Source organism: Pseudomonas sp. RG1, assembly GCF_025910115.1.
Taxonomy (GTDB): domain Bacteria; phylum Pseudomonadota; class Gammaproteobacteria; order Pseudomonadales; family Pseudomonadaceae; genus Aquipseudomonas; species Aquipseudomonas atacamensis.
The window spans coordinates 148,622-174,889 of the sequence record NZ_JAPCIK010000018.1; the positions used below are offsets into that span (position 1 = coordinate 148,622).

The window sequence follows — 26,268 nt, forward strand, 5'->3', positions numbered from 1 at the left end:
GCTTTAATCGCTACAGGCGTGTCAGATTTGAGTCACCGTTTTTTTGACGCTTTACCCGGCTATCAGTCATTTCTTGCGCTTTGATGGCCGGGTGCTAGTGTCAGGTTCTGACCGACAAAGCTTTGACAACCTCCCATTTCGGACGGCCGGTATCGCCATGTTCAAATACGCCAAGGAACTGCTTTTAGTTGCCTATCTATTGCTCTTTTCCGACTATTACCTTGATCGGTTAAATGCTATCGGGTGGGGTTTGAATGTACTTGTTTTTGGCGCGATGTTTTTGGCGCTTACTTTTGCTTTATATCTAACTGCCTATATACGTCAGGCTCTCGTTCGACATGCATTCGCATTAACGATGTTTGCCGCAGCAGTTTTTTTTGATGTTTACACCCGTGTCACCGCGGATTACCTGAGGTACAGCGATTTTGTCTCGCTGGTGTACTCCGGCGGCTTCATTCAGGAAGCGGCCTATCAGTATCGCGATGCGATCCTGCGCGCGGTGCTCAGTGGCTTGCTGCTGTTGTTCGGCATCGGACTCAAGCCGCGTCATGCGCTGTTCATACCCAACACGTTGCGGGTCGCGGCGCCCATCGTCGGCGTATTGATGCTCAGCGGATTATTGTTTCTACGAGCGGGTGAGGGCGCACGTGGCCTGCCGATCATGTACACGCCGCTGGCCTACCTGAACCTGTTTGCCTACGAGGCGCTACACGATACCGTTGGCCCCCGTGAAGCGGTGACGCTTGCGCGCGCCACGCCCGCCGTCGGCCATGACATTGTGCTGATCATTGACGAAAGCATTTCCGGCAATTACCTCGACATCAACGCGCCGTTCGGCGTGCACAGCAACCTCAAGCAAGCGCCGGCCGGGGTCGATGTCTTCAACTTTGGTTATGCCGCGTCCATTGCCAACTGCAGCGCCGACACCAATGTCACCTTGCGCTACGGCGGCACCCGCGCCGACTACAGACGCATCAACAGCACGTTGCCGTCGATCTGGCAGTACGCGAAAAAGGCCGGGCTCGGCACGGTCTACATCGATGCCCAGCGCACCGCCGGCAACCTGCAGAACCTGATGACCGCTGCCGAGAAAAACGACATCGACAGTTTCGTGCAATTCGACCAGACCAGCGTGCGCGACCGCGACATGGCGGCAGCGGCGAAGCTGATTGAACTGCTCAACGACAATCGCCCCGAGCTGATCGTGATCAACAAGGTCGGCGCGCATTTTCCGGTGCATGACAAATACCCGGACGCGTTCATGGCCTACCGGCCGACGCTGCCCCGCGGACAGTTCACCGAAGTCGCCGACACTGGCGAACGCAACGGTTTCAACGGCCAGCCGCATGACTGGGTGCTGTATCGCAACGCCTACAAGAACACGCTGTTGTGGAACGTCGGCGAGTTCTTCGCCCGGGTGTTTGCCCAGGCCAACCTGAACAACGCGCTGCTGATCTACACCTCCGATCATGGTCAGGATCTGCACGAGCGCGGCAACCCGGGCTTGAATACCCATTGCGGTGGCGATCCGGTGGAAGAGGAGGGGCTGGTGCCGCTCGTGGTGATCCAGGGCCGTGGATTGCAGACGCCGGACTGGGCGGCGAATCTGCCGGCAAACAAGGACCGCTCCAGCCACTACAACATCTTCCCGACACTGTTGCAGGTGATGGGCTACGACTTGGGCGCAATCGAAGCGGTGTATGGCAAACCGCTGAGCGTGCCGACGGCGGATGAGTTCACCTTCAACTACCGCTTCAATGCGCGTTTGGGCGCCAAGCCTGAGTGGAAGCATATCGATCTGGGCAGCATCGTTACGCCTGAGCGGGCGCCGGCGAGTGTGGCTTCGGGGCAGTGAGTTTTGGGTTGCTCGGGCGGGCCTCTTCGCTGGCAAGCCAGCTCCCACAGGGTTCGAGGTTGTTCACAAATCCTGTGTCAGCACTGGCCTCTGTGGGAGCTGGCTTGCCAGCGATGGGACCAGCACTGACACCAGCCAATTCAAAGCTTCAGCCACCGCGCCCGATACTCCCCAGGCGCGCACCCCAGCCAGCGCACGCAAGCCCGGTTGAATCCCTGCACATCGCTGTAACCCAACCGATCCGCCACTTCGACCAGCTCCAGCGCCCCGGACTGCAACAGGTCCTCGGCCCGATAGCGCCGATGCTCATCGAGCAGTTCGCTGAAAGTCCAGCCCAACGCCTTCAAGCGCCTTGCCGCCGTGCGCTCAAGCACATGCTGTGTAGCACAGAACTGCTGCCAATCCGCTGAAGCCAGATCTTCGATCAGATAATCGCTGAGCTGTCCGAGCAAGGTCGATTCACTGAGGCGGCGGGTCTGTTCCAGCAGATCGACAAGCGTTGTTTCCAATCCCGGATTACCCGGTGTCAACGACATCACGAACAGCTGAGGATCCAGATAAATCGCCGCCCATGACTGCTCTGCGCTCACCGGGGTGCGCAACGCCGATGCATGTTCCTCGCGGCTGGCCGACACCAGTGCCACACCCAGCACCGGATCACGATTCACGCCGCTGGCGAGCAACTTGCGCCGCACCAGGCTGCAAAGGCTGACGAGGATGTAATCGGTCAGCGCCGCCGGAGCATCAAGACTGCCGGCTTCGACCAAGCGCAGTGTTACGCCGCCATCTTCACGCAGGATTTGCACACGGAAGTGTCCGTTGAAAAACGCAAAGTACTCGGCGAAAAACTCACAGGCACGTTCCAGCGACACGGCGACATCGAACAGATAGGTCAGTCCATTGGTGGCCGTCGAAGCGAAGCGTTCACCCGCCGCCAGACCGATCAGTGGATCGCCGCTCTGTTCCACGGCAAACCCCCAGAAGCGCCGCGACATCAGCAGCGGCATGCGCGTGAACGGCGTGCGCAGATCGAACAGGCTGCGGCGCAGTTGTGCTTCGATTGCGCCTTGGCTGATGCCGCGCGCGAGCAATTCTTCAATGGCCGGCAGCAGGGTCGGCGCGTAAAAAGCGTTGACGGGTTGCGGATGGATTTTGCTCATGTTGTGCGCGCGTCTCCCGTCGCTCCGTTAGCCGCCAGCAAACGCTGATCGACGCTGAGGATCGCCTCGATCATCGCCCGCGCTGCTGGCGTCAGGGTAAAACCGGCGCGGCTGACGATGCCATAACCCAGTTGCAGCGCCGGCTCGTCATGGGGGACGTCGACAAAGTCGAGCAGGTCGATCAGGCCGCGATCAAGTTGTTCACGCAAGGCCTCAAGCGTGGCCAGCCCCACCGCGTCGGAGCGCAGCACTACGCGCTGGATTGCGTCAAATTGTGCGCACTCGACGCTCGGGTTGAAGTCCTGCTCACCAAGGATATCGGCGAGCACCTTGCGGATCATCGGTGGAATGCGCGTGCCGACGATCGGGTAATCGAGCAGGGCGCGCAATCGCAGGTCTCGTTGCGCGAGGAGCGGATGGCCGGCGCGACAGAAAAACCGTCCCGGCCGCGTGCGCAGCAGGTGCACCTGATACTGCGGATCGCTGACAAAGTGCCGCGCGTCCGCGACGAAAAACTCGATCTGCTGCTCGCGCAACCACAGCGTCAATTGCTGCCAGTCGCCCTGATGAAACCGCGTGCGAATCGCCGGATGCGCATCAATGAAGTCGGCCAGCGCTTCCGGCACCAGCACCTGCGCCGGATACGGACCGCAACCGAATTGCAGTTCGCCGCCGGTGAGGCCGTTGTATTGCGTCAATTCGTTGTGCAGCGCCTGACTGCCAGCGAGCAGGCGCCGCGCATGTTGCAGCACCAGCTCGCCTTGCCCGGTCAAGCGAAATTCGCGGCTGCTGCGCTCGACCAGCGCGCAGTCAAGGTCACGCTCCAGAGTCTGGATGCTGCGGCTGAACGCCGGTTGACTGAGGTTGATCGCCTCGGCGGCGCGACCGAAGTTGCGGTAATCAGCGAGGGCGACCAAATGGCGAAGCTGGCGAAGATCCATCATGCGTCTCCTGCATTTTGCGGATACTTTTAATGCATTGGATCGATAGCACGTCCGCTGGCATAAGTACACGCCTGTTCTTCGATGGCACGCCTTCATGTCTCAGTCTCTGTTCGCCTCCAGCGCCTTTACCCGCACGATTCTCGCGCATGCTCGCCAGTCCGGACTGTGCCCGCAACGCTTGATGGCGCGCGTCGGGATCTGCCCGTCAGTGCTCGCCGGGCAGCATCAATTGATCGCCGCACAAGCGGTTGAACAGTTGTGGCGTGAGTGTGAATGGTCAGGGGTAGCGCCGACGTTTGGCTGTGAACTGGCCGACGGGATGGCGACCGATTGCCTGCAAGGACTGAATATTCTGCTCGACTCGTCCGCGACCTTGCGGGCCAGTCTGAAGTGCTTCATCGACTGCTTGCCAAGGGTGATCAATTACGTTGCGGTGGAGTTGGTCGAGGCAGGCGACGTGGCTCGTTTGCGCCTGCGTTCGCAGCAGGGGCATTTGCATCATTTCGCTCTGGATGCGGCAGTGATAACGCTGGCGCGCAACATTGCCCGTCGATTGGGCGGGGCGCCTGGAGATTCGTTTGTGAGTGTCAGCCTGCGCCCGACGCAAATGGCCGGTGGCTGGCTGCGTGGAGTGGGTATCGCGGTGGAGCAGGGCGAACATCTGTGCCTGACCTTGCCGCGATATAACCTCGATCAGGTCTTGCTTGGCGCCAACCCGTTTCTGCACCAGAGCATGCTGCGCCACTGGCACGCTGAAACTCGCGCACCTGCGCGTGAGGACAATCTGACAATGGCGCGGCATTGGCTGACGGCGGGTGATCAACCGATCGAACGGATAGCTGAGCGGCTGGGTTATCGCCAGCCGAGCAACTTTATCCGCGCGTTTCGCAAACAGTTCGGGATTACGCCGAAGCAGTTTCGGTTGAATCCGGGGCAAGTTTGTTGAAAGCAGGATTGAGGTGATTGATCGTTATCGAGGGTGTCAGCAAGATTTACCCCCTCACCCCAGCCCTCTCCCCCAAGGGGGCGAGGGGGAAAGGGAGCCGATCTTCATGGCGGTCGGAATCTGAGTTCAACTCGGTATCCCACGTCGGCGTATCTCGTACATCCAACACGGTCAGTCCCCTCTCCCTCCGGGAAGGGGGCTTATGAATCATGGGAGCTGATGTGCGTGTTATTCAAAATTGCATTCAACTCGTTATCCCACGTCGGCGTATCTCGTACATGCAACTCGGTCGGTCCCCTCTCCCTCCGGGAGAGGGCTAGGGTGAGGGGCTGTTGACTTACGGCGTGACGATATTGAACTGCGGCCCGAACGTATCCAGGCTGCCCATCAATAATCCGAATTTCTGACCATCGCCCTGCAACTTCACCAGTCCTTTTTGCATCGCTGTCGGGAAGTCCAATTGTTTCAGGCTGATCTTCTCCAGCGTATCGCGGCTCAGGCTTACCCTCGCATCCGCCGCCGGATTCAAGCCGGCACGGTGAGTCAGCACGCCGTTGCGCAAGGTCAGGGTGAAATCCTTTTGCACATCGTCGAACGTCCAGTTCAGCGTCAGGTCATGGGCCACGGCTTTGTCGCTGTCCAGGCGTACCGCGAGGTAGTCGAAGAACATTTCCGGACTCATCGCCCGGACCATATCCACCGATACGGTATTGGCTGACTGCGGCGGCACGCCGTTGCGCAGTTCCATCGCACCGGTCAGGTACATGTTGCGCCAGGTGGCGTTCTCGCTTTGATAACCCAGTTGTTCCAGCGTCTCGGCCTGCGCCTTGCGTGCGTCGGCGTTGTCCGGATCGGCGAACAGCAACTGATTGCCCAACTGCGCGGCCCAGCGGTAGTCCGCACTGGCCATCGCGCTGCGCATTTTCTCCAGCACCGACGCGGCACCGCCCATGGCCTCGACCGAGCGTTTCGCCGCATCCACCGGGGGCAGCGGATTGAGGTTGGCCGGGTTGCCGTCGTAGAAACCCATGTAGCGCTGATACACCGCGCGCGTATTGAAACTCAGCGAGCCGTAATAGCCGCGGGTGTACCACTTCTGATCGAGCGAGCCGGGCAGTTTCTTGATTGCTTCGGCAATTTCCAGCGGCGTCAGGCCCTGGTTGAGCAAATGCAAGGTGCGGTCGTTGATGAAGGCGTACATGTCGCGCTGATCGGCGAGCAGAGTACGAATGCGCTCGCCGCCCCAGGTCGGCCAGTTGTGTTGGGCGAACAGCACGTCCGCCTTGTCGCCGTAGCGGGCCAGGCTGTCATCGAGATATTGCGACCAGGCCTTGGCATCACGCACCTGCGCACCGCGCGGGGTGAGGATGTTGTGCATCATCTGTGTGGCGTTTTCGGCCATGCACAAGGCTTTCAATTCGGGCAGATAGAGGTTCATTTCCGCTGGCGCTTCGGTGCCCGGGGTCAGCTGGAATTCGACTTGCAGGCCAGCAATGGTGCGAGTTTCCAACGGCTCGGCGATCAGGTCGGTAGGCGCGATCAGCGTGACCGTGCCACCGCTGGGCGCACTCTTGCCGAGGCCAGCGTCGACCTGACCTTTTTCACTGCGCGGCAACAGGCTGCCGAATTGGTACTGCGCGCGGCGGCTCATGGCGTTGCCGGCCATGACGTTCTCGCTCATCACGTGTTCCATGAAGCCGACCGGCGCGTAGACCTTGACCTTGCCGGACTTGACGTCGGCCTCGTCGATCACCCCGCGCACGCCGCCGAAATGATCGACATGGGTGTGGCTGTAGATCACCGCGACGACCGGTTTGCGCGGCCGATTGGCGTAGTACAGGTCCAGCGCAGTCCTGGCGGTTTCGGCCATGGTCAGCGGATCGATGATGATCAGCCCGTCGTCACCTTCAATGATGGTCATGTTGGCGAGGTCAAGACCGCGCACCTGATACAGCTTGCGGCTCACCTCGAACAGACCGGCGTGGGCATTGAGCTGTGCCAGTCGCCACAGGCTCGGATTGACCGATTCCGGCGCCTTGTCATTGGCGAGGAAATCATAGGCATTGACGTTCCAGATGACTTTGCCGGCGGCATCCTTGATCTGGCCCTTGAACGGTGCGATCAAGCCTTTGCTGACGGATTCGAAATCGGTGCGGTCGCTGAAAGGCAGGGTTTGCAGGACGGCAGCGTTGCTTGCGGCGGTTTGCATGCTCGGCGCAACCGCACCGTCAGCAGCGAGCAACGGTTGGCTCAGGCAAGCGGTGATCAGGCAGGTCAGCAGGCCGCGCGGGCTCAGGATGAAACGGGGCATGGGTGTCTCCGGTTTTTTATCGTTATGGCCGAACAGCCAGCAGCGTATGGCGCGTCCCGGAGTTGGCGATGATCATCAGCGGACAAAAACCATTCAGGGCCGCTATCCTAGGCCCAGGTTCACTGATCGGGTTTGCCCATGCTTGAGGTTCGCGACGTTTTCAAAAGCTATGCCACGCCACAGGGATTGTTGCCGGTGCTGCAAGGCGTCGACCTGACGCTGGAGGCCGGTGGCAGCCTCGCGCTGATGGGCGAATCGGGCAGTGGCAAAAGCACGCTGCTGCATCTGGTGGCGGGGCTGGACAAGGTCGACAGCGGCAGCATTCGCAGCGGCGAACATCGCCTGGAAGCCATGAGCGAAGCGCAACTGGCGAACTGGCGGCGCACGGAAATTGGTCTGGTGTTTCAGCAGTTCAACCTGATCGGCAGCCTGCGCGTGGAAGACAATCTGGCCTTTCAGGCGCGCCTCGCCGGGCGCCATGAGCCACGCTGGCAAGCGCATCTGGTGCAGCGTCTGGGTCTTGGCGATCTGCTCTCGCGGTACCCCGAGCAACTCTCTGGCGGCCAGCAGCAACGAGTCGCATTGGGCCGGGCATTGGCCTCGCAGCCGAAATTGCTGCTGGCCGATGAACCCACCGGCAGCCTCGATGAAGCGACCAGCGATGAAGTGCTGCGGCTGTTGCTCGAATTGCTCGATGACACGCCGACGACTTTGTTGATGGTCACTCACAGTCAGCGCGTTGCGGCGCGTCTGGCTCAGCGCGTGGTGTTGTCGAACGGACGGGTCGCCTGATGATCTGGCGGCAAACCCTGCGCGCGCTGCTCAGCCACTGGCGGCGCCATCCCGTGCAGTTTTTCAGTGTGCTGACCGGGCTGTGGCTGGCCACCAGTTTGCTCACTGGCGTCGAGGCGCTGAACAGTCAGGCGCGCGACAGCTACGCGCGGGCCAGCCAGATGATCGGCGGTGAACCACAGGCCAGCCTGAGCACGCCGAATGGGGCATTGTTTCCACAGCGCTGGTTTATCGAATTGCGCCGTCAGGGCTGGCCGGTGTCGCCGGTGTTGCAGGGCCGGCTGACGCTCAAGGGCCACGAAGACCAGCGGATTCAAGTGATGGGCATCGAGCCGGTGTCGCTGCCGTCGGATTCCGCAGTAGCCGGGCAGGCGATGCCGATCGAGCGCATCGTCGAATTTTTCAGCCCGCCGGGCAGCACCTGGATTTCCCCGGACACGATGCAACTGCTCGGCTTGCGCGAAGGCGATACAGCGCAAACCGTGAACGGCCAGACCCTGCCGCCGCTGCTCGCGCAGAAGGACATGGCGCCGGGCCTGTTACTGGTCGACATCGGCGCAGCGCAAAGACTGCTCGACCAACCCGAGCAATTGTCGCGATTGCTGCTGCCCAAGGACTTTCATCAAGAATTACCAGCGAGTTTCACCGATCGCTTGCAGCTCAAAAGCAGCGGCGAAGAAAACAATCTCGCGCGGCTGACCGAGAGCTTTCACCTCAATCTTGATGCCCTTGGATTTTTGTCATTTCTGGTCGGCCTGTTCATCGTCCACGCTGCCATCGGCCTCGCTCTGGAACAGCGCCGAGGCTTGCTGCGCACGTTGCGTGCCTGTGGCGTCAGTGCACGAATGCTGATCGCGTGTCTGGTGGTTGAACTGGGTGTGCTGGCGCTGATGGGCGGAGTGTTCGGTGTGATCAGCGGCTATTGGCTGGCCAGCGTGCTGCTGCCGGACGTTGCCGCCAGCCTGCGCGGTTTATATGGCGCGGAAGTGGCGGGGCAGTTGCGTTTGAGTCCCTGGTGGTGGTTCAGCGGCATCGGTCTGAGTCTGCTCGGCGCGTTGCTGGCCGGTGCCAACAGTCTGCTGCGGGCGGCGCGCCTGCCGTTGCTGGCGGTGGCTGATCCGCAGGCCTGGCATCAGCAATATTCGCGCTGGTTGCGTCGGCAGGGTTGGCTGGCGACAGCGCTGCTGGCGATTGCGCTGGCGGCGCTGATCTGGGGCGACAGCCTGAGCAGCGGCTTCGTGCTGATGGCCGGGCTGTTGCTCGGTGCCGCGCTGGCCTTGCCGGTGTTGCTCAGCGCGTTGTTGAACCCGTTGCTCGGGCGCAGTCGTTCGGTGCTCGGCCAATGGTTTCTCGCCGACTGCCGCCAGCAACTGCCAGCCCTGAGTCTGGCGCTGATGGCGCTGCTGTTGGCGCTCGCCGCCAATATCGGCGCCGGCAGCATGACCGCCGGTTTTCGCCAGACCTTCAACGACTGGCTCGAACAACGCCTGAGCGCCGAGCTGTACATCAATCCGGCCAACCCGGCGCAGGCCCGCGAGATGCACAGTTGGCTCAAGCAGCAGCCCAACGTGACCGCTGTACTGCCCAACTGGCAGGTTTCGGTGACGCTGCAAGGCTGGCCGGCCGATGTCTACGGCATCATCGACCACTCCTACTATCGCCAGCACTGGCCGCTGCTCGACAGCAGTGGCAGCGATCCGTGGGGCAAACTGGCCACGGATGACGCGGTGATGCTCAGCGAACAACTGGCACGACGCCTGAAGTTGCGGCCGGGCGAGCATCTGAACATTCCCACGCCAAACGGCACGTGGTCGCCGCGCATTGTCGGCATCTACGCCGACTACGGCAATCCGAAAGGGCACGTGCTGATCAGCAGCGAGCACCTGTTGCGCGGCTGGCCGCAACTCACGCCCAACCGCTTCAATTTGCGTATCGATCCAGCACAGATTCCGGCGCTGCTCAACGCCTTGCAGGCGCGTTTTGCGCTGGATGACAACCGCATCGTCGATCAGGCGAGGCTCAAGGGCTGGTCGGTGCAAGTCTTCGAACGCACCTTTGCCGCGACGGCGGCGTTGAACAGCCTGACCCTCGCCGTGGCCGGCGTGGCGCTGTTCATCAGTCTGTTGACCCAGAGCCAGAGTCGCCTCAGTCAACTCGCACCGCTGTGGGCGCTGGGCGTGACGCGCAAACAATTGATGCTGCTCAACCTCGGCCAGACCTGGCTGCTCGCCGTATTGACGTTGCTGTTGGCGCTGCCGTTGGGCATTGCTTTGGCGTGGTGCCTGGATGCGGTGATCAATGTGCAGGCATTCGGCTGGCGCTTGCCGTTGCGGGTGTTTCCTTTGCAGTTGTTGCAACTGATGGGCCTGGCCTTGCTGGCGACTCTGTTGGCCTCGGCATGGCCGCTGTATTCGCTGTACCGCACGCAACCGGCGGACTTGCTGAGGACGTTTGCCCATGAGGACTAAATGGCTCGTGCTGATGATTGCGCTGCTGCTCGGTGGCTGCGATCAGCCTGCACCCGAGGAGAAGGGCTTTGCCGGCATGGGCGATCAGGCGCAATCGTTCACCCCGGTGGTGCCCGGTCGGGTATTCAGTTTCCCTGCCGATCACGGCGCGCATGATGGTTTTCGCATCGAGTGGTGGTACGTCACCGCCAATCTCAAGGATCAGCAGGGCAATGATTTCGGCGTGCAATGGACACTGTTCCGTAGCGCCCTGAAACCAGTCGCTGAGCAGGCCGGTTGGGGCAACCAAACGATCTGGCTGGGCCATGCGGCAGTCACTTCGCGCTCGGTGCATCACGCCGCCGAGCGCTACGCCCGGGGCGGAGTAGGCCAGGCCGGCGTGCGCCTGGCGCCGTTCGAAGCGTGGATCGATGACTGGATGTTTGCCAGTCAGGCGCAGGATCCGTTGCGCGATATGCAACTCAGTGCTCGTGACAAGAATTTCGCTTATCAACTGCGCCTCACCTCCAGCCGCCCGCTGGTGCTGCAAGGCGACAACGGTTTCAGCCAGAAATCCGAAGAAGGTCAGGCCTCGTATTACTACAGCCAGCCGTTTTTTCAGGCCAGCGGTACGCTGCAGATCGACGGCCAGACCTACACCGTCAGCGGCCCGGCATGGCTCGATCGCGAGTGGAGCAGTCAGCCACTCACCGCCAATCAAACTGGCTGGGACTGGTTCTCGCTGCATCTGGACAGCGGCGAACATGTGATGCTTTACCGCATGCGGCAGAAGGACGGCGCGCCTTATCTGACCGGCACCTGGATCGCCGCTGACGGGCAGATTCAGACATTGCACAGCGAGCAGATCAGCCTCGTGCCGCAGGATACGGCCAAGGTGGCTGATCGACCGATGCCGGTGAAATGGTCGATCCGCATTCCCGACAAGCAACTCGATATCAGCGTTGATGCGCTCAATCGCAATGCGTGGATGGATTTGCGTATTCCGTATTGGGAGGGGCCGGTGAAGATTGACGGCAGCCATCCTGGCCAGGGCTATCTGGAAATGACCGGATATTAACGGTAGGTGCAGTTTCCCTGTGGGAGCGAGCCTGCTCGCGAAGGCTTTTTGTCGAGCGATGATTTGTTCTGCTTGACCGGGTACATATCCGTTGCTGCGGTAACGGCTGCTTAGCGTTTCGCCCTTACGGCGACTTACTTTTTTACAAGCGCCAAAAAAAGTAAGCAAAAAACGCTAGCTCCTACGTTCGGCCCTCGCAGGCTCGGGTTCCTTCGCTGCGGGATCGATCCGGGCGCAGCGGCTACGGTTTGCTTCGCTGCACCTCCTTCCGCTGTGTCTGGCTTCGCCAGACGGTCGCTGCGCTCCCACGCCCGGATCAATCCCTCCACTCAGCCTTCCGACGTCGCCGGTGGATCAAGATCAAGATCAAGAGCAGGCGAGCTGACACTCGGCCTATAGGTGAACGTGGGACTGTAGGAGCTGCCGAAGGCTGCGATCTTTTGCTTTTGCTTTTGCTTTTGCTCTTGCTCTTGTAGGAGTGAGCCTGCTCGCGATAGCTATCTCAAAGACACCGATGATTAACAGCCTAACCCCAATCCCTGTGGGAGCTGGCTTGCCAGCGATGGCGTCAGCAAGGTCGCCACTAATCAAACCGCTCGGAACTCTCCCTTCGCCAAAAGGCTCTACCCAGAAACCCGCCATTTTCGGACTCACCCATGAGCGACGACGTGCAACTCCCAGACCTCAACACCTGGCAACGCCTGTTCGACGATCAGACTCTTTGGCAGCAATCGCCCGACGCTCACTATTTCGATCTGCAGCGCATCGCCGATGACCTGCTCGGCCAAGGCGCAATTGATCTTGAGCAATGGCAGTTGTTGCGCGCCAAAGCCGATGATCTGCACAAGCAGTCACCCGAGGTCAACGTCGCCCGCGAACTCGACGATCCCGAAGCCTGAGGACTTCTGCCATGAATAAGACAAGCAACCAGAACGACAATCCCGACGAACCGCGCCCGGCCGGCGAAACCGAACGCGATAACGATGCGCTGCGCCCGACCGATCCCAAGCAGCGGCAGGACAGCGGCAAGGGCACGCCGAGTGGCGAATCCACCGCGCAAGAGACCGCCAAGCCACACACCCGAGGGCCACAAACCCAGGTCAAGCCCTGAACAGCGTCTATGCTCACTGGCACGCCCGTCGCTGAAGTCGTTCTGGTGGCGGGTGTCGCCATTTCATCACAGGGAAAGTAATGCATATGAAGCTCGACGCTCTGGCCAAGGCCATCACTCTCGCAACGCTGCTTTCTGTCACGAGTTTCGGCGCTCTGGCTGCCGACATTCCGTTATCCGCCGTCGTTGAGGCCGATTCCGTTACCACCAAAGTGCTCGCCGTCGACCCGGCCAATCACCAGGTCGTGCTGGAAGGCCCCGAGGGACGTCAGGTCCACGTTCAGCTCAGCGACAAAGCGAAAAACCTCGCCAAACTTAAAGTTGGCGATTCGGTGACGATCGAGGTGCAGCGATCTGTCGCCGCTTATCTCGATACGGATGTGGATAAAGGTCTGCCAGGCACCACCGAACGTACCGGCGAACTGCGCAAGGCCCCGGGCAGCGATAACCCTGGTGGCGAGGCTTATCGTCAGGTTCAGGTGCAGCTGAAAATCAGCAAAATCGATTTGAAGACCAATCAGGTCACCCTCCAGAATCCATCCGGACAATCGAAGACGCTCGATGTGAAGAAGCCGGAGATTCAGGCCAAGTTGAAGGATCTGAAAGTAGGGCAGAGCGTTATTGTCACTTATACCGATATCTTGAAAGTGACCAGTCAGCACGATAGTTGAGTATTAGCTCTACAAGTTTATTGCTCTTGTACAACTTTATGTATGAGAGCAATCATATAAAGTTTTTTGTAAGACAATTCCCGGGGAAAATCGGTAAAACACAGTTTTTAACTTTTCAGTTCAAAAATTTCATGTTTGCCCATGACGACATGCCCACTTGTTTGAATTAAAATCCTCGCGTTCGCCCAGTGTCAGGGCTCTTTACCGGTGCATGGATTGCCAGGCCATTACACTGGGCGAACTCCACTACTTGCAAAAAGTTGTATACAGAATCAGCAAACAAAAAGAGCGACTTTTCAGTCGCCCTTTTTTTTATTGTTTTCGATCAAGTCGAAGCTTGCATGCCGGCTTTGCCATACTGATCCTGCAAGCGTTTGAGGGTCTGCTGGTACATTTTTGTCCGGCGATGATCCTTGCCATACGTGCCCGCCGCCGCGACGGTGCCGGCCTGAATGTGATCCAGATAGCGGAAAATCTTCCGCGGCGAGAGGAACCTGACGCCATAGCCCAACCCGACCATTCGATCCTGAAGCGTGTAACCAGGCACCTCCTCATCCATGCAGAAGTGCAAACCCAGCGACTTCATCAGCCGTGCATTCCACAGCGTGCAAAAACTTTTCAAATGGGTTTCTTTATACGGGCGTGGCGGCTTCGAACGCAGGCCAAGATGAACTTTGAGCCGACGAACATGATGTTTGCAGAACCGCGAAGTTAAACGCCAGGTATCACGCAGTAACCCACGATCAAGTTGCTCAACACAACCCACCGCCGCCATGTCCGCATTTTTCGTGCATTCGCGCATCATCATCGCAAACACTTCCATGTCGTAGACAAAGGTGTCGGTGTGCAGCAGAAACAAGTAATCGGTCTCAACTTTCGCCAAGGCCAGATCCAACGCCTTGCCATGGGCAATATGCCCCATTTCCTTGCCCGGCGACGGCCGCTCGATCAGATTGATCCAGTCCAGCGAACGCAAATAATCGAGGCTGGCATCCGCCGAATCGTTGTCCACCACCCACACTGCAATGCCCTGCGCCTGAACATGCTCGCGCAACAGTTCCAGACACATGCGGGTGATGTCCGGGGTTTTGTAATTGACCAGTACAAGACTGAAATTGGGATGCGGCTGGGTAGGCAGATCGAAGGCTTTCATGTCGGAGGGACTCATCACGGCTCAAGACGACAGGTTGATGAGCCGGGATGCTAGCGGGGGAAGCTTAGGTGAAGCTTAATTTGGCAGGGTCGGACACTGGAGAAGTGTGAGGACGTAAAACGGTTGGGATGCGTACCGGATGTAGCCATGCGTTCATCAGGTTGCGAAGTAAAGCTCATCCAGTTGGCGCTTGCGGATTGCCAGGTATTCGTCCCATACCTTGGGAAAGTCCTCATCTCTGGTTAGCGGAAAAGTCAGGTAGATGTGTTTTCCGACAACACTGACGTACTGGCGCGCACGTTTGAAGGCCGGCTGTTCGTATACTGAAAGGCTTTCGTCGTAAGCGTCGTGATGGTGGCGAATCGTTACTCGATGAGGGGCAATCATCCCTCGCGCAAAATCGATCACCCAGTCGCCGTCTACGGCCGTATGCAAACAGCCGTAAACACCATCGACCGAGAGCAGGATGCAGGTGTTGGCTTGGTTGCCGTCCTCGTCGTTCGCTAGAACAATCTGGTCTGCGAAGTATTTGATCGTCTGGTTATTCGGACCCTGTAGAAGCAAGCCCCAGCCCTCGACGCCCATGCGAAACTCGCCGATGTTTTGAAAGGTTGCGGTCCATCGATTGGCAAGCGTTATCTGACGGGTATTCATTGGGTTTTCAGACTCGAGATTTCCGACTTATGGTGTCGGATAAACCGAAAAAAATCGGCTTTACGTTTTAACAGATGTTAAAAATCCAAAGAAATAGACGAACTTGGTTGCTCACATTTCATCCATGCAAACCCGCCGCTTTGCACGCTTCGACGAACGTGGTGCCTTTTTTGTCCATGGCAGTCTTGACCATTTGATTGGCTTTCACCAATGCAGCGGTGGGCTTGGCCCATTGCTCTGGTGGCAACGCCTCAGACCATGTCTGCACTTGCTCCGGAAGGGTAGGCCGCCCTTTGCGATGCGCCCATTCGGCTAGCATGTAAGGCATCTTCCAGAAGCTCAGCACGCGCCACATGTACCAGCGGCGCAGTGGCCAACGGGATTTTTTCGAGTAACCGTAATGCTCGCGCTGCTCGGGCGTCAGTTCGTCGCCACCCTCGTCCAGCGACCCCATCGCGCGTGCGTCTTCGCGTTCGATTTCAAAAGTGTGTAGGCCTTCGTACGGTTTGAGCCGATCACCGGATGGAGTCAAACCCAGTGCCTTGAGCATCGGGTTTGGAGCATCTACCAGCTGACCGTCTTCCATGTAATTACGAATTGAAGTCCACATCCCTAAAGCATGTGCATCGCTGGGTTGTGGTAGCAGGAGGAATTGCCCTTTGTCCTGCTCCTCATCCTCCAGACCCATGCCGAACGTGTACTGGCGAGTAGCGCCATAACTGGTCACGCCCTGAGTGTTGGAGACCCAGGCGACGACGCTTTCCCAAGGTACGATGAGGACGCGGCGGGTTTTGCTGTCGATGTAGCAGACTTCGCGGCGTTGGCGGTTGAAGCGGACGGGGTAGGTTTTTGCTGCTTTAAAGACGCCGGAGAGCATTCCGTATAAGTACGCACCAAGAGGGAGAATAAACAGTAGAGAGCCGCTAGCAAAAACCAGTAACGAGTCACCAATTAGGTCGACGAACCTTCGATCTATTCCGTGAGGGCTGAAAAGTGCGAGCCAAGCACAGATAAGCACCGGAGCAATGAATGCTGTCGTCAATGCCATCCAAATTCCAGCGGCAAGTACTTTTCCTTGTTCAACCATTCCCCAATTACTTCCACCGAGTTCCAGGAATACTTCGTTCATCCCTGAAAAATTCCGGCGAGAGGATTGAGTTTGCCCTGTATAGACCGGTAATGGCGATAGAAACAGAGTTTCATTCATTCCACGGACGCGGACTTCTCCAGCCCTTGGCCTCTCGCTACGGATGTCCGCTGCGGCTTCAGAAGTAGTGAATTTAGCGCCGCGCTTGAAAAGGCTTTTAAGCATCGATGGTCCCCAAATCTTCTTTTTTGAACAATATGAATTGGGATTTACTTGTGCCAATCGGCAACGAGTCAGCAGAATCAAGCTTAAAGACACCGCGCGTTGGATCGCGCCTATAAGGTGAGCTAACAATATGCAGGTCACGCAGCACAAAGCAGGTTTCGTGCATTACGTCACGTTCAGCTTCCAATTGATAAGCGATGGTCAATGCCAAGGAAAAATCTGTGGTCTGCAATGAGTCACTGATCGGCAAATGAATTGTCAACGCTTCGCTGCCTTTACTGGCTACGACTAATCGACTAATCCAGGTTGTCGTGCACTCCCGCCATCTCAAGGGAAAAGGGCCGGGCGCGTAACCCCCTTTCTTTGGAGCATCGCGATATTGCTGGTACGCTTTCAATTGCAATTTTCGAGTATCCATTTCCTGCGTGCTAACGCCTGGAATTATAAACTTCAGATAGGTCTGCTTGGCATCGCGAATCATTTCACAAGTAGGTTTTTGCACGACCTTTGCCAGTTCGTTCCATTCGTCCTGCATGCTGCGATTCTTAGTTTTGTTCCCCCAGACGCTGGACTCCATCCATTTTTGCAAGTCGTCCAGAGGCAAAGATTGCCTCATAGCTTCAGATCAAAAGATCGCAGCCTGCGGCAGCTCCTACATTTGGAATGCGTTTCCCCTGTAGGAGCAGGCGTAGGCTGCGATCTTTTAATGTTTAACGCGCGAGTCGGGTCAAACACTCCTCAATCGACCGCCGTTGCGTCTCGGCATACAACCCCAGCTCATCAATGGTCGAACGCCCCAGCGCCTGTTCGAAAGCCTGTCGATTGGAGTGTTCGCCGTAATGCGTCTGCGCAGAATCGCCGAGGTTCGACTGAAAAATCCCCGCTGCGCTCACCGGCAGGAAATCTTCGTACACCAGCGGCTCCGCTTTCACATAGCCATCGCGCAGCAAGTCCTCCAGGGACGACTCACCAAGTCCTTCAGCGGCCAAGCCCTTTTCCGTAGCGAAATAACGAAAGTACGCCAGCCCCTGTTCGCGGATGCCCTCGATGCTGTCAGGAAATTCCGCAAAGTGCTGAGTCATCAGCGCGTCGTAGCGTGCGGCATTGGCTTCATTGGGGAAGTCGCCCAGTTCATCGCGAGCGGCATTCAACAAGCGGTCATACAGCGCTCGACCCTTGGGCGTGAGGGCAGCGCCGCGTTGTTCGATTTCGCCGAAACGCGCGCTGTGGCTGCCACGGGTTTCGGGCTGATCGGTGAAGGCGATCGGCTCGTCCAGCGCTTTGAAGCTGGTCTGGCGCAGCAGGATCGGGCAGTCGCGGCGCGGTGGGCCTTCGATCACCGCTTTGGGTGTGATGCCATGGGCAGGCATCTGCTCCTGCACGGTGTCGATGTCCAGCGTGCGAGGGGTCAGGTGGTTGATGTGCGGGCCTTTGAACGCAACGACATCGGCGACCAAGCGGTGCTGGGCGCTGAGTTTCTGGTATTGCGCGGCGCTGACCGTGGCTCTGTGGTGCCAGCGAAAAGTCTCCAGTGCCTGTCGGACGAATTCCACGGCCTCCGCTTCATTCAGTCCGCCTGCCGTTTCCGCCTGTTCAATCAGGCGCAACGCCTCTTCAGTAAAAATCGAACGACGGGCCAGTACCGACTCGGCAAACGAACGCAATTCAGCGTCTTCAATCAGCTCCAGGCGCAGCAACGAGGTAAACACGCGAAACGGGCTGACCTGCAGCGCTTCTTCATGCACCGCGCGAAACGCCGTTGAATGCACCGGCACACCCGCCGGAGTCAGGTCGTAATAACCCACTGGCTGCATGCCCATCACCGCGAACAGGCGGGCGAGGGTAGCCAGCTCGCTTGCGGTGCCGACGCGGATGGCGCCGTGGCGTTCCATGTCCAACCGATCGATTTCGCCGGTGCGCTTGAGTTGCCCGGCGATGTCTGGCTGACCTGCCAGCACTTCGCGATTGGTTTTCTCCACCAGTTCCATCAGCGCGCCGTACAGCGGCACCTCTTCGCGGTACATGTCGGACATCGCTCGGGAGAAGCGTTGGCGGATCAGGTCGGGGCTGACGAACGGCTGCACGGTCATGAAAAAAATTCCTGCCACGGTGACGAAATGGATGCCGGAAAAGATCGCAGCCTTCGCCCAGGCGGGCAAACGAAGAATCCTACGAACTTCATTCTGCCAACGACTGATCCACCAGTTCGATCCAGTGCCTGACCGGCGTGCGCCCGGCGCTCGCCAGATGGCTCTGACAGCCCACGTTGGAAGTGACGATCAACTCGGGCCGGCCGCTTTCCAGGGCGTTGAGTCGATGGTCACGCAGTTGCCGCGCCAGCACCGGTTGCGTCAGCGAGTAAGTGCCCGCCGAGCCGCAGCACAAATGGCCGTCGGGCACTGGCGTGAGGTTGAAGCCGAGTCGGGTCAGCATTGCTTCCACCGCGCCGCCGAGTTTCAGTGCGTGCTGCAAAGTGCACGGGCAATGCACGGCGATGCGTCGTTCGCTGGCGGCGCAGACCTGTTCCAGCGGTTCCTGCGCGATGACTTGCACCAGATCCCGAGTCATTTCGCTGATCTGCCGAGCCTTGTCGGCATAGACCGGATCGTCCGCAAGCAAATGCCCGTAATCTTTGATGAACGCGCCGCAACCGCTGGCCGTCTGCACGATGGCTTCGGCGCCGTTCTGCAGATGCGGCCACCAGGCGTCGATGTTCTGCCGAGCGCGGTCGAGACCTTTGCCCTGAGCGTCGAGGTGATAGTCGAGAGCGCCGCAGCAACCGGCCTCGCTCACCGGAGTGACGCTGATGCCCAAACGATCAAGCACCCGCGCCGTTGCGTCATTGGTATTCGGCGACAGACCCGGTTGCACGCAACCTTCGAGCAACAACACCCGGCGCGCATGCCTAGGAGCAGGGCGCGACCCCATAACACCCAAGCGCTGCGGCAGTTTGCTTTCCAGCAGGCGCGGCAGCAGAGGCCGAAAGGTCGCGCCCATGCGCAGCAAGCCTTTGAACACAGCCGGATTCGGCGCCAACGCGCGCAAGCCTTCGCGCAGCAAGCGCTGGGCGGCCGGGCGTGGCACCGCGCTGTCGACCACCGCACGGCCGATGTCGAGCAGGTTGTGATAATCGACGCCGGATGGGCAGGTGGTTTCGCAGTTGCGGCACGACAGGCAACGATCCAGATGCAGTTGCGTCTGCTCGGTGGCCGGTGCGCCTTCCAGCACTTGCTTGATCAGGTAAATGCGCCCGCGCGGCCCATCGAGCTCATCGCCGAGCAATTGATACGTCGGGCATGTCGCGTTGCAGAAACCGCAATGCACGCAGGTGCGCAGGATCTTTTCCGCTTCGCCAGCGCGGGGCAATTGCCGCGATTGCTCGCTGAGGGTGGTTTGCATGGCTAGACCTCCGCGTACATTCGCCCGGGGTTGAACAGCCCTTGCGGGTCGAGTTGCGCCTTGAGTTGCCGGTGGTAGCGCAGCAGGGTTGGCGCCAAGGGTTGGAACGGCGAATCCGTGGCGCCGTGGGTAAAGCACGTTGCATGGCCGCCCAAGGAATGGGCGAGTGCGTGAATCTCAGCGCTTTCGGATTTCACCCAGCGTTGCGCACCGGCCCAATCGATCAGTTGCTCGCCGGGCAGCTCAAGCGGGCCGAGGTTGTTCGGCAATGACAGGCGCCACAGCGGCAAACCTTCGTCGAAAAAACTCAGGCGCTGTTCGTTGAGGTCGCGCCAGAAACCCGAATCCAGCGGCTCGCCGCCGAGGCGTTGATGCGCCGCCGTCACCGAACCTTCGCCACCTTCCAGGCGCAGGTACAGGCTCCGGCCATCGTGGCAAGCGGCGCTGATCGGCAGCGGTTGCTGGCCCCATTCGGCAAGTTTGCTCAAGGCCCGAGCGCAGTCGATATCGAGGCGGATGCTCAGGCACTGGCGCGGTTTCGGCAGGACTTTCAGCGACACTTCAGTCAGCACGCCGAGGCAACCGAAACTGCCGGCCATCAGCCGCGACAGGTCATAACCGGCGACGTTCTTCATCACTTCTCCACCGAAGCGCAGATGCTGACCGAGGCCGGTGATCACCCGCGTGCCGAGAACGAAGTCGCGCACCGAGCCGGACCACGGCCGGCGAGGTCCGGACAGTCCCGTGGCGACCATGCCGCCGACCGTGGCGCTGTCGGCAAAGGATGGCGGTTCGCAGGGCAACATTTGCCTGGCGTCATCCAGCGCCGCGAGCAGCTCGGACAACGGCGTACCGGCACGTGCGGTGACCACCAGTTCGGTCGGATCGTATTGAACGATGCCGCGATGAGCACGGGTGTCGAGCACTTCGCCGGCCACCTCGCGACCGAGAAACGCCTTGCTGTTGCCGCCCTGAATCTTCAGCGGTGTGGCATTGGCCCGCGCGGCGTTGACCTGATCGAGCAGGGCGTTGGCGGCATCGAAATCAGCCATCAGAATCGCTCCAGCTCGGGGAAGGGCAGTTGCCCGGCGTGAATGTGCATCGCGCCGAATTCGGCGCAGCGATGCAGGGTCGGAATGTTCTTGCCGGGATTGAGCAGGCCCTGCGGATCGAACGCGGCTTTCACCGCATGAAACAGCAGTAGCTCGTCGCTGTTGAACTGCGCGCACATCTGATTGATTTTCTCGCGACCGACGCCGTGCTCGCCGGTGATGCTGCCGCCGACTTTCACGCACAATTCAAGGATCTTGCCGCCCAGTGCCTCGGCGCGATGCAGCTCCCCCGGTTGGTTGGCATCAAACAGGATCAGCGGATGCATGTTGCCGTCGCCGGCATGGAACACATTGGCCACGCGCAAGCCATATTCCTCGCCGAGGCTGGCGATACCTTGCAGCACAGCGGGCAATTCGCGGCGCGGGATGGTGCCGTCCATGCAGTAATAATCCGGCGACAATCTACCTATCGCCGGGAAGGCATTTTTGCGCCCGGCCCAGAAATGCACGCGTTCAGCCTCGTCCTGGGCCTGGCGCACCTCGGTGGCGCCGGCCGCTGTCATGACTTCCCGTACGCGCTGGCAATCGTCGTGCACGTCGGCTTCGACGCCGTCGAGTTCGCACAACAGAATCGCCTCGGCGTCGACCGGGTAACCGGCGTGGATAAAGTCTTCGGCGGCGCGAATGGCCAGGTTGTCCATCATTTCCAGACCACCCGGAATGATCCCGGCAGCGATGATTTCGGCAACCGCGCGGCCGGCCTTTTCCACTGAATCGAAACTGCCGAGCAGGACCTTGGCGACTTGCGGCTTAGGCAACAACTTCACCGTGACTTCGGTGATGATCCCCAGCAGGCCTTCGGAGCCGGTGAACAAGGCGAGCAGGTCAAAACCGGCTGAATCAAGCGCCTCGGAACCCAGCGTCAGACGTTCGCCCTCGATGGTCAGCACTTCGATTTTCAGCACGTTGTGCACGGTCAGGCCGTACTTGAGGCAATGCACGCCACCAGCGTTTTCCGCGACGTTGCCGCCGATCGAACAGGCGATCTGCGATGACGGATCCGGAGCGTAATACAGGCCGAACGGGGCCGCCGCCTGGGAGATAGCAAGATTGCGCACCCCCGGCTGAACCCGCGCGATACGTGCAGCGGGGTCGATGTGCAGGATGCTGTTGAACCGCGCCATCACCAGCAACAGGCCTTTTTCCAGTGGCAGCGCGCCGCCGGACAATCCCGTACCGGCACCCCGCGCGACCACGGGCACGTTGTTCTGATGGCAGTGTTTCAGCAGGGTTTGCACTTGCTCCAGACGCCGGGGCAGGGCGACCAGCATCGGCGTGGTGCGGTAGGCGGAGAGGCCGTCGCATTCGTAGGGTTTGAGTTCATCTTCGCGCCAGAGGATGTCCAGGTCCGGCAGGGCTTGTTGCAGGGCCTTGAGCAATTCGCCCTTGTTCACCTCGGGCAACGGACCGTCGAGGCGTTCGTCGTAAAGGATGTTCATGGGAACGCCAACCTTCTGTCTCCGCTGATCGTTCCCACGCTCTGCGTGGGAATGTAGCCCGTGACGCTCTGCGTCACTGGACGCAGAGCGTCCCCTGAGGCATTCCCACGCAGAGCATGGGAACGATCAGTTGCGCCACCTGGGGCATTGCGAATATCCATCTTCATCGCTGTCGTTCCAGAAATTCCCCGTACAGCCGCGCGGTATTTCCCGGCTGTTCGACCATCGGCATGTGCCCGACGTGATCCCACACATCCACTTCGAGATTGGCGATGCCTTTGCTCCACACCGGCACGCTGCTGACGTCGATCAGGCGATCCTTGCGCCCCCACAGCAACAGCGCCGGACATTTGATCTCGGCCAGTTTCGGCTCCATCGGCGGGCTGGCGCGGAAGTCGCGGAAGATTTCTTCGAGCTCGTCACGTTGTTGCTCATAGCGCTGGGCGACGGCGTCCAGCACCAGCTTCGGCACCCACGGCGGCGACTCCATGGTCATCGCGTAGAAACGCTGAAATTCTTCGCGGGAATTGATCAGGAATGGATTGTGCCCGCGCGCCAGGTGGCGCTCCATGTCGCTTGGCTCCGGTGCGGTGACGCCGGCCGGGTCGATCAATGCCAGCGAGGCGATTCGCTCCGGATAGGTCGCCGCCAGCCACGCGGCAATGTAGCCGCCCATGGAGTTGCCGATGACGTGGACTTTCTCCACGCCGCAGACGTCGAGCAGTTGAATCATGCGTTTGGCCTGAACCGCAATGTCGTAACCGCCGCCAGCCTTGAAGCCAGTCTCACCGTGGCCGGCCAGATCCGGAATGATCACCCGATACTGACGGACGAAGTGCCGGGCGCAGCGCAGCCAGAGGTTTTTGTCGGCGCTGAAGCCGTGCAGCATCAGGATCGCGCTGGACGCCTCGTACGGCCCGCCTTGCCAGGTCGACACGGTCATCTCGGCGATCGGCACTTCGATCTTGTGCAATTTGTACAACCTGGCCTCGCTGGCCATGGCCAGGTTGTACAACCAATGGCCGACCGCCGGGTAACTCAACCAGCTCCAGGCCACGAAAACCGCGAGTGCGACAAACAGCAAAAGCATCGACGTTTTCCTTTTACGTGTTCAGGACAAAATATGGTCTGCCGGTTTCAGCGCCCGGGTCAGCAGGTGATAGCTGAAACTGAAGCCGGGAAACATCGCGATCACATGACCGCTCTTGCTCTGGTACCAACTGTGGCAACCACCGGACTTCCACACCGTGCGCTGCATTTCCCGGTGGATCATTGCAGTGTAGGTACGTTCTGCGTCACGGCGCACTTCGATGCTGCGCAGGCCTTTGGCCCGCACGGTGCGGATGCAGTCGAGGATGTAGTTCATCTGCGATTCGATGATGAACAGCGCCGAAGTGTGGCCAATGCCGGTGTTCGGCCCGGTGACGATGAACAGGTTGGGGAAGTCCGGCAGGCTGGTGCCGAGGTAGGCGCGCGGGTATTCGGCCCAGACATCTCTGAGTTGCACCGCGTTTTTACCGCTGACCGGGTAGGAAATCACCCCGTCGGTGGCGTCGTAACCGGTGGACCAGACGATCAGATCAACATCGAGATGCTCGCCGTCCACGGTATTGATCCCGCTTTCGTCGATCGAAGCGATGCCGTGCTCGCGACTGTGCAACGTGACGTTGGCGCGGCTCAGCGCCGGGTAGTACGTGCTGGAGACCAAAACGCGTTTGCAGCCGATGGTGAAGTCCGGGGTGAGTTTCTGCCGCAGCAGCGGGTCCGGAACCTGACGTTTGAGAAAACGCAGCGCATGTTGCTGGACCAGGTGAATCGCCGGTCTCGAGTATTTGAAAGCGATCACCCGGGTTTCGAATTGCCAGTAGATCAGCCAGCGCAGCAGCTTGTACGCCGGCTTCAGGCCAAGCAGCCAGCGCTGGAAACGGCCGAATTTGCGATCGGCACGCGGCAGCACCCAATGCGGCGTGCGTTGGAACACATGCAGATGTTCGACCTGGGTTGCAATCGCCGGGATCACTTGGGCTGCGCTGGCACCGCTGCCGACGATCGCCACGCGTTTACCGCGATAGTCGTAGCTGTGGTCCCAGTTATTTGTATGAAAAGTCTTGCCTAGAAAGCGATCCATCCCAGGAAAGTTGGGGATGACCGGCTGACTCAACGGCCCGGAAGCATTGATCAGGAATTGGGTTCGGAAAGTACCTCTGGCGCGGGTGTGCACCAACCAACGCTTTTCCGCTTCGTCCCACTCGACGCGCTCGACATCCGCCCCCAGTTCCACGCGCTCGCGTAAACCGAACTGCTCGATCACCTGTTCGGTGTAGCGACGCAGTTCCGCCTGTTCGGCGAACATCTGCGACCAGCGGTAGGGTGCGAATGACAGCGAATACAGCGGCGACGGCACGTCCACTGCTGCGCCGGGGTAGGTGTTCTGGCACCAGGTGCCGCCGAAGAAGTCGCGTCGCTCGAGAATGCGAAAGTCGTCGATTCCGGCCTTGAGCAGGTTGACCGCCGCGCACTGGCCGCCGAAACCGCTGCCGATGATCAACACAGCGTAGGTATGCATGTGCCCCCTTTTTATAGTTGTTTTTCCATTTCCCCTCTTTCATTTATAGCCAACTCTGGGCCGCGCGTGCGGCGCTGATAGCGCTCTATTCAGGCCGCTGGCCGGTGATGGCTATTTAACGGCGCCCTGATAGACTCCGGACACATCCTTGTCGGGATGTAACCATGCATCGCGCGGTCGAGGCCCTTATGGGAAATACGCGAGGAAAGGGACTTTCACTGGCCAGGAGGCTGTACAGGTCGCGGGTGTTCGGGCTGCTGCTCGGGCTGATGTGTGTCAGCGTGGCGATGCACGCGCTCGATCCGCCGCTGTGGGTGTGGGGCCTGATGCTGTTCAACGGCCTGGTCTGGCCGCATCTGGCCTTTCTATGGGCGCGAAGCTCGAGCGTGCCGTTTCGCGCCGAACACCGCAATTTGCTGATCGATGCATTCATGGGCGGCTTCTGGGTCGCCGCCATGCAGTTCAATCCCTTGCCCAGCGCTACCACGATTTCGATGATGGCGATGAACAACGTCGCCATCGGTGGCGGGCGTTTTTTGCTGGCGGGCACGGCGGCACAGCTATTCGGTATGGGCGTGGGGCTGGTGGTGTTTGCGCCGACGTTCATCCCGCCAACAACGCCGCTGCAGTTGTACGCCTGTTTGCCGCTGCTGTTGCTGTATCCGCTGGCGCTGGGCTGGATCTGCTTTCGCCAGGCCTCGACCCTCGGTCGGCACAAGCGTGAGCTGTTGGCGTTGAGTCGCACCGACAGCCTGACCGGCCTGCTCAATCACGGCGCGTGGAAGGATCAACTGAACCTCGCGTTCCAGCGCTGCAAACGCCAGCAGCAGGGCGCGGCAATAGCCTTGATCGACATCGATCACTTCAAGGCGATCAATGACACCTACGGCCATGTCGCCGGCGATATCGTCCTGCGCCAGTTGAGCAAACTGCTCAAACAGAATCTGCGCGCCACGGACGTGGCCGGGCGCTATGGCGGGGATGAGTTCTGCGTGATCCTGCCGGAGCTGCCGCTGTTCAATGCCGCTCAGGCCATGGAAGCCTTGCGCGAGCGCTTCGCGGTGATGGGCTACGAGCAGAACCCGGCGTTGAAGGTCAGTCTGAGCATTGGCCTGGCCGCCTACGACCCGAGCCATGCCGACGCCACGCGTTGGCTGGATGAGGCCGATCAGGCGTTGTACGAAGCCAAGGCCAGTGGGCGCAATCGGGTGATTTGCAACAGCGACAACAAGCCGAGGCAGGCGCTGCTGGATTCGGTTTGACGAGGGTTGCTGATGCCTGTGGGAGCGGGGCGGGGCGGGCCCCCCCCCGGGCGGGC

Annotated in this window: 22 protein-coding genes; 9 read left to right on the forward strand and 13 right to left on the reverse strand. The window is 59.8% G+C overall.

Annotation, left to right across the window (positions count from 1 at the left end):
- Positions 1-157 precede the first annotated feature (157 nt).
- Positions 158-1,855 (forward strand): sulfatase-like hydrolase/transferase, encoded by a 1,698-nt coding sequence (locus OK411_RS11285; protein ID WP_264364886.1) that lies wholly within the window; start codon positions 158-160, stop codon positions 1,853-1,855.
- A 140-nt stretch (positions 1,856-1,995) separates the two neighbouring features.
- On the opposite strand, the gene OK411_RS11290 is transcribed toward OK411_RS11285, so the two are convergent.
- Both OK411_RS11290 and OK411_RS11295 read right to left on the reverse strand, forming a co-directional pair.
- Complete coding sequence (locus OK411_RS11290; protein ID WP_264364887.1) at positions 1,996-3,015, reverse strand: AraC family transcriptional regulator; 1,020 nt, start codon at positions 3,013-3,015, stop codon at positions 1,996-1,998.
- Positions 3,012-3,956, reverse strand: a complete 945-nt coding sequence (locus tag OK411_RS11295; protein ID WP_264364888.1) for a LysR family transcriptional regulator — start codon at positions 3,954-3,956, stop codon at positions 3,012-3,014. The genes OK411_RS11290 and OK411_RS11295 overlap by 4 nt, the downstream gene beginning before the upstream one ends.
- A gap of 97 nt (positions 3,957-4,053) precedes the next feature.
- Between OK411_RS11295 and OK411_RS11300 the strand changes: the two genes are divergently transcribed.
- Positions 4,054-4,905 carry an AraC family transcriptional regulator gene (locus tag OK411_RS11300; RefSeq protein WP_217879726.1) on the forward strand — a complete coding sequence of 284 codons (852 nt, stop codon included), beginning with the start codon at positions 4,054-4,056 and terminating at the stop codon, positions 4,903-4,905.
- A gap of 337 nt (positions 4,906-5,242) precedes the next feature.
- On the opposite strand, the gene OK411_RS11305 is transcribed toward OK411_RS11300, so the two are convergent.
- Positions 5,243-7,216 (reverse strand): alkyl/aryl-sulfatase, encoded by a 1,974-nt coding sequence (locus tag OK411_RS11305; protein ID WP_264364889.1) that lies wholly within the window; start codon positions 7,214-7,216, stop codon positions 5,243-5,245.
- Between the two features lie 138 nt (positions 7,217-7,354).
- Here OK411_RS11305 and OK411_RS11310 point away from each other — a divergent pair, with 138 nt between their 5' ends.
- From OK411_RS11310 to OK411_RS11335, 6 genes are all read left to right on the forward strand, one after another.
- Positions 7,355-8,008: an ABC transporter ATP-binding protein gene (locus OK411_RS11310; RefSeq protein WP_016774109.1), complete on the forward strand. Its 654-nt coding sequence runs from the start codon at positions 7,355-7,357 to the stop codon at positions 8,006-8,008.
- Complete coding sequence (locus tag OK411_RS11315) at positions 8,008-10,476, forward strand: ABC transporter permease (protein ID WP_404822210.1); 2,469 nt, start codon at positions 8,008-8,010, stop codon at positions 10,474-10,476. Before OK411_RS11310 ends, OK411_RS11315 begins: the two co-directional genes overlap by 1 nt.
- Positions 10,466-11,533: a lipocalin-like domain-containing protein gene (locus tag OK411_RS11320; protein WP_217879728.1), complete on the forward strand. Its 1,068-nt coding sequence runs from the start codon at positions 10,466-10,468 to the stop codon at positions 11,531-11,533. Before OK411_RS11315 ends, OK411_RS11320 begins: the two co-directional genes overlap by 11 nt.
- A 656-nt stretch (positions 11,534-12,189) precedes the next feature.
- Positions 12,190-12,432: a hypothetical protein gene (locus tag OK411_RS11325; protein ID WP_016774112.1), complete on the forward strand. Its 243-nt coding sequence runs from the start codon at positions 12,190-12,192 to the stop codon at positions 12,430-12,432.
- An 11-nt stretch (positions 12,433-12,443) separates the two neighbouring features.
- On the forward strand, positions 12,444-12,644 hold the full coding sequence (locus OK411_RS11330) for a hypothetical protein (RefSeq protein WP_122610224.1): 201 nt from the start codon (positions 12,444-12,446) through the stop codon (positions 12,642-12,644).
- A gap of 86 nt (positions 12,645-12,730) precedes the next feature.
- Positions 12,731-13,315, forward strand: a complete 585-nt coding sequence (locus OK411_RS11335) for a hypothetical protein (RefSeq protein ID WP_071172870.1) — start codon at positions 12,731-12,733, stop codon at positions 13,313-13,315.
- A 325-nt stretch (positions 13,316-13,640) separates the two neighbouring features.
- On the opposite strand, the gene OK411_RS11340 is transcribed toward OK411_RS11335, so the two are convergent.
- The 10 genes from OK411_RS11340 to OK411_RS11385 form a co-directional block, all read right to left on the reverse strand.
- Entirely contained in the window at positions 13,641-14,468 is an 828-nt protein-coding gene (locus OK411_RS11340) for a glycosyltransferase family 2 protein (protein WP_264364898.1), read from the reverse strand.
- 156 nt (positions 14,469-14,624) lie between these two features.
- A complete protein-coding gene (locus OK411_RS11345) occupies positions 14,625-15,122 on the reverse strand; it encodes a hypothetical protein (protein WP_123441720.1) in 498 nt (165 codons plus the stop codon).
- Positions 15,123-15,240: 118 nt separating this feature from the next.
- The gene (locus OK411_RS11350; RefSeq protein WP_264364890.1) at positions 15,241-16,251 is read right to left on the reverse strand and encodes a DUF6708 domain-containing protein; all 1,011 of its coding nucleotides are present in this window, start codon (positions 16,249-16,251) and stop codon (positions 15,241-15,243) included.
- A gap of 175 nt (positions 16,252-16,426) precedes the next feature.
- A complete protein-coding gene (locus OK411_RS11355; protein ID WP_148046964.1) occupies positions 16,427-16,969 on the reverse strand; it encodes a hypothetical protein in 543 nt (180 codons plus the stop codon).
- 175 nt (positions 16,970-17,144) lie between these two features.
- Positions 17,145-18,524, reverse strand: a complete 1,380-nt coding sequence (locus OK411_RS11360) for a VOC family protein (RefSeq protein WP_264364891.1) — start codon at positions 18,522-18,524, stop codon at positions 17,145-17,147.
- 88 nt (positions 18,525-18,612) lie between these two features.
- Complete coding sequence (gene glcF, locus OK411_RS11365; protein WP_217879730.1) at positions 18,613-19,833, reverse strand: glycolate oxidase subunit GlcF; 1,221 nt, start codon at positions 19,831-19,833, stop codon at positions 18,613-18,615.
- A gap of 2 nt (positions 19,834-19,835) precedes the next feature.
- Positions 19,836-20,885, reverse strand: a complete 1,050-nt coding sequence (gene glcE, locus OK411_RS11370; RefSeq protein WP_264364892.1) for a glycolate oxidase subunit GlcE — start codon at positions 20,883-20,885, stop codon at positions 19,836-19,838.
- Positions 20,885-22,384, reverse strand: a complete 1,500-nt coding sequence (gene glcD / locus OK411_RS11375; protein ID WP_264364893.1) for a glycolate oxidase subunit GlcD — start codon at positions 22,382-22,384, stop codon at positions 20,885-20,887. The genes glcE and glcD overlap by 1 nt, the downstream gene beginning before the upstream one ends.
- Positions 22,385-22,547: 163 nt before the next feature.
- Positions 22,548-23,474, reverse strand: a complete 927-nt coding sequence (locus OK411_RS11380; RefSeq protein WP_016774118.1) for an alpha/beta fold hydrolase — start codon at positions 23,472-23,474, stop codon at positions 22,548-22,550.
- A 21-nt stretch (positions 23,475-23,495) separates the two neighbouring features.
- Complete coding sequence (locus OK411_RS11385) at positions 23,496-24,950, reverse strand: flavin-containing monooxygenase (RefSeq protein ID WP_264364894.1); 1,455 nt, start codon at positions 24,948-24,950, stop codon at positions 23,496-23,498.
- A 188-nt stretch (positions 24,951-25,138) separates the two neighbouring features.
- On the opposite strand from OK411_RS11385, the gene OK411_RS11390 reads away from it, so the two are divergent.
- A complete protein-coding gene (locus OK411_RS11390; RefSeq protein WP_264364895.1) occupies positions 25,139-26,212 on the forward strand; it encodes a diguanylate cyclase in 1,074 nt (357 codons plus the stop codon).
- Positions 26,213-26,268: the final 56 nt, after the last annotated feature.